Genomic DNA, 4,122 nt, shown 5'->3' on the forward strand with positions numbered 1-4,122 from the left:
CCGCGAAATGGGCGCTCGTCGGCCGGATCAGAGCGGGCAGCCGGCCGCTGTGGAGCTCCTTCGTGTGGCGCAACGAGCTCGCGGACAACTTCGTGGAGGTGCTGGCGGCGCCCTGGTTCGCGCAGCCGTGGCTGGGGACCGCGCCGTTGAACGTGTGGCTACGTTCGCTCGGGGCGCGCATCGGGCATGGGGTCTCATGTGACACGTACTGGCTGCCAGAGGCGGATCTGGTGACGCTGGGGGACGGCGCCTGCGTCAACCGGGGCTGCGTCCTGCAGACCCATCTGTTCCACGACCGGGTCATGAGCATGGACACGGTGACGCTGGAGGCGGGCGCGACCCTGGGTCCGCACGGCGTGGTCCTGCCCGCCGCGCGGGTCGGCGCCGACACCACGATCGGGCCCGCCTCGCTGGTCATGCGTGGGGAGGCGGTGCCCGCTCGTACGCGGTGGTTCGGCAATCCCATCTCGGCGTGGCGATGACGTCGTACTTTCCCTCGCACGGCGACCACCGGTACCGGGTGTCGCACTACGACCTGACGCTGAAGTACGGGGTGTCAGGCAACCGGCTCGACGGCACGGCCCGGCTGACCGTGTCGGCCGCCGAACCCCTCAGCGTCCTCGACCTGGACTTCGGCCGGTTCCGGGTCTCGGGTGTCACCGTGGACGGGGCCCCGGCCCGCTATGTGTACGGACAGAGCAAGCTGCGGGTGACCCTGCCCGGGTGGCTTTCCGCGGGAGCCGGTGCCGTCGTCGAGGTCCGCTACTCGGGCAACCCCGTGCCGGTGCGAAGCCCTTGGGGCGGCCTGGGATGGGAGGAGCTCACCGACGGCGCGCTGGTGGCCAGCCAGCCGATCGGCGCGCCCTCCTGGTTCCCGTGCAACGACCGGCCCGACGACAAGGCGTCGTACCGGATCGCCGTGACGACCGCGTCACCGTACCGGGTCATCGCGAACGGCGTGCTCGTCGCCCGGCGCCGCGGGGCCGGGACCACGACGTGGATCTACGACCAGCCGGAGCCCATGGCCGCCTACCTGGCCAGCGTGCAGATCGGGCGCTACCAGCTCGCCGAGGTCGCGGGCACCCGGCTGGCCCACCCGGCGCGCCTGGGCGCCCGCGTCCAGCACGACTTCGGCCGGCAGGGCGAGATGATGGCGGTGTTCACGGAGCGGTTCGGCCCCTACCCGTTCACCGGCTACGTCGCCGTCGTGGCCGACGACGACCTGGACATCCCGGTCGAGGCGCAGGGCATGTCGATCTTCGGCCGGAATCACGTGGACGGCCGGCGCGGGTTCGAGCGGCTGGTCGCGCACGAGCTGGCGCACCAGTGGTTCGGCAACAGCCTCACGGTGTCCTGCTGGAGCGACATCTGGCTGCAGGAGGGCTTCGCCACCTACGCCGAGTGGCTCTGGTCCGAGGCGTCCGGCGGCCCGCCCGCCGCCGATCACGCCCGGCGCTGGCACCAGCGGCTCGCCGGGCTGCCGCAGGACTTCGTGCTGGCCGACCCCGGCGTGGGCACGCTGTTCGACGATCGCGTGTACAAGCGCGGCGCGCTGACCGTGCACGCGTTGCGCCAGGCGCTGGGCGACGCGGACTTCTTTCCCGCCCTGCGCGCCTGGACCAGCGCGCACCGGCACGGGAACGTCACCACCCAGGACTTGGCCGTACACGTCCAGCGGCACACGGCGCGGCCGGTGGGCCCGCTGCTGTCCGCCTGGCTGTACGACAAGCCCCTCCCGCCGGCCGCCTGAAGTACGGGCGCGCGGTGATCCCGGCCGCGCTGGGAGTTCGCCAACCGTTCAGCTTCGGGAGGCGGCCGGAGCCCGGCCGAGGGCCATCATGCGTATGTGCACGGATTCCGCGTTCCGGTTGCCGTCGTGCTCGCGGCGGGCATCGCCCTCACCCCGGTCGCTCCGGGCGACGCCGCGGCCGCACCCGGCTGGCAGCTCAGTTTCCGCGGCGGGGCCGACTCGTTCATCAACGATCTCGCCGCCACCGGACCGGCGGACGCCTGGTCCGCGGGCTGGCGCAGGACCAAGGAAGTCGATCCGAGCAACGGCTCGTACGTCACGGCCCCCTTGATCAGGCACTGGAACGGCAGCGCATGGACACCGTTCCCGAACCCGGCCGGGCCCAGGGGATCGCTCCTGCGCCAGGTCTCCCTGATCGACGCCTCCTCCCCGGCCAACGTGTGGACCTCGGGCACGGCCGTGGTCGCGGGAACGGGCGATGCCGCCACTCGATCCGTGCTGTCACGCTGGGACGGCGAACGCTGGCGGCTCATGGGCTCTGGACGTACCACGATCACCGATCTGGACGTCCCGGACGGCGACTCCGCCTGGATCGTGGGCCGCGACGACCGTACGAGGGGAGTGTTCTTCAAACGCTTCCACGACGGCCGCTGGACGAGTCTGCCCGCTCCGGCGTCCCTGCGGGAGATCAGCGTACGCTCGTCCGGCGACATCTGGGGCTGGGGACCTGCCGCCGTCATGCGCTGGGACGGCAAGGCCTGGCATACCGTGTCGCTGCCCGCGATCGCGGCGCCCGCCGCGCCCGAGCCCGCGTACGGACCGGTGAGGGTCAGGTTCGACGCGGTCCTCGCCGCCGCGAACGGAGACGTCTGGGTCGCGGCCGGATTCCAGCAGGGCGACTGGTCGCAGCCGGGGACCGTGCTGCTGCGCCGGCACGGCGGAACATGGGAACAGATCCGGCTGCCCGGCGACGTCGTCACGACCTTGGCCGATGACGGCTCGGGCGGCATCCACGCGGCCACTTCCCGGCAGTCGATCACCGCTACACCTGACGGGCAGGACCCCTACGGCTACACCACCCTGTCCATCGATGCGCTGCGTTCTACCGACGGCGTCCTGACCCGCCGGCCCATCACTCCGACGGCGACCGGATTCCAATGGTCGGACCTCGTCGCCATCCCAGGCACCGGCTCAGCGCTGGCGGCCGGCTTCGGCTGGAGGCCACCTCAGGGGGACGTCATCTTCCGCTACTGGGGCCCGTGAATTATTCGCTTGGTGCCCCATGAGGGATATACGCCTACATGGGCGTCTTGTTATCCGATGTTTGCTGGGGGTTCACGGCCCGCGCCTAACCTCCAGGTGACGTCGAGACGATGGGGCCATCCCTATGGAGCATGTGACGTTCGTGGTCGTCGTTGTGATCATCACGGCGCTGGCCTTCGACTTTACCAACGGCTTCCACGACACGGCCAACGCGATGGCCACCTCGATCGCAACTGGTGCGCTGCGGCCCAAGGTGGCCGTGGCGATCTCAGGCGTGCTGAACGTCGTGGGCGCGTTCCTGTCGGTGGAGGTCGCCAAGACGATCTCGGGCGGCATCGTGGACGATCATCTGGTGACGCCGCCGATGGTGTTCGCCGGCCTGATCGGCGCGATCTTGTGGAACCTGCTCACCTGGCTGCTGGGGCTGCCGTCCAGCTCCTCGCACGCCCTGTTCGGGGGACTGATCGGCGCCGTATGGGTGGGCGCGGGCATCCAGGGCGTGCACTTCGACACGGTGCTGCAGAAGGTGCTCATCCCGGCGGTCGCCTCGCCGCTGATCGCCGGGTTCGTCGCGATGACCGCCACGTACCTGGCGTACACGATCACGCCAGGGCCCGGCACACGTCGGTGACGAGCACGTTCCGGTTCGGGCAGATCGTCTCCGCGTCACTGGTGTCGCTGGCGCACGGCACCAACGACGCGCAGAAGACCATGGGCGTCATCACGCTCACGCTGATCTCGTCCGGCGCGCTGGTCTCGGGCGCCAGCCCGCCGTTGTGGGTGATCGCCGCCGCGGGGCTGGCGATCGGGGCGGGGACGTATCTGGGCGGGTGGCGGATCATCCGCACCATGGGCAAGGGCATCACCGAGATCGAGTCGCCGCAGGGTTTCGCCGCCGAGGCGAGTGCGACCACGGTCATCCTGGCCTCCTCGCATCTGGGGTTCGCGTTGTCGACCACGCAGGTGGTCTCCGGCGCGATCCTGGGCACCGGGCTGGGCCGCCGGCTGGCCAAGGTGCGCTGGAGTGTGGCGGGCCGGATGGCGCTGGCCTGGCTGTTCACCCTGCCCGCCGCCGCGGCGGTGGGCGCGGTCGTCGCGGTCGTGGCCAC

Annotated in this window: 2 protein-coding genes and 2 pseudogenes; all 4 read left to right on the forward strand. The window is 71.0% G+C overall.

Translation table 11 applies throughout. The annotated features are described in order from the left end of the window. Positions 1-482, forward strand: a pseudogene (locus AB0J09_RS58135) (amino acid adenylation protein); the annotation flags it as partial. Next, positions 479-1,750, forward strand: a complete 1,272-nt coding sequence (locus AB0J09_RS58140) for a M1 family metallopeptidase (protein WP_360711712.1) — start codon at positions 479-481, stop codon at positions 1,748-1,750. The pseudogene AB0J09_RS58135 and the gene AB0J09_RS58140, both read left to right, overlap by 4 nt. A 96-nt stretch (positions 1,751-1,846) precedes the next feature. Further along, positions 1,847-3,013, forward strand: a complete 1,167-nt coding sequence (locus tag AB0J09_RS58145) for a hypothetical protein (protein ID WP_360711709.1) — start codon at positions 1,847-1,849, stop codon at positions 3,011-3,013. Positions 3,014-3,227: 214 nt separating this feature from the next. Next, positions 3,228-4,122 (forward strand): annotated as a pseudogene (locus tag AB0J09_RS58150) (inorganic phosphate transporter); the annotation flags it as partial.

Origin of the sequence: Nonomuraea sp. NPDC049784, from assembly GCF_040659615.1 — a bacterium.
GTDB lineage: Bacteria > Actinomycetota > Actinomycetes > Streptosporangiales > Streptosporangiaceae > Nonomuraea.

Coding starts and splice junctions, on each gene's coding strand:
- AB0J09_RS58140 (WP_360711712.1), top strand. CDS start 479: ATGACGTCGTACTTTCCCTCGCACGGCGACCACCGGTACCGGGTGTCG.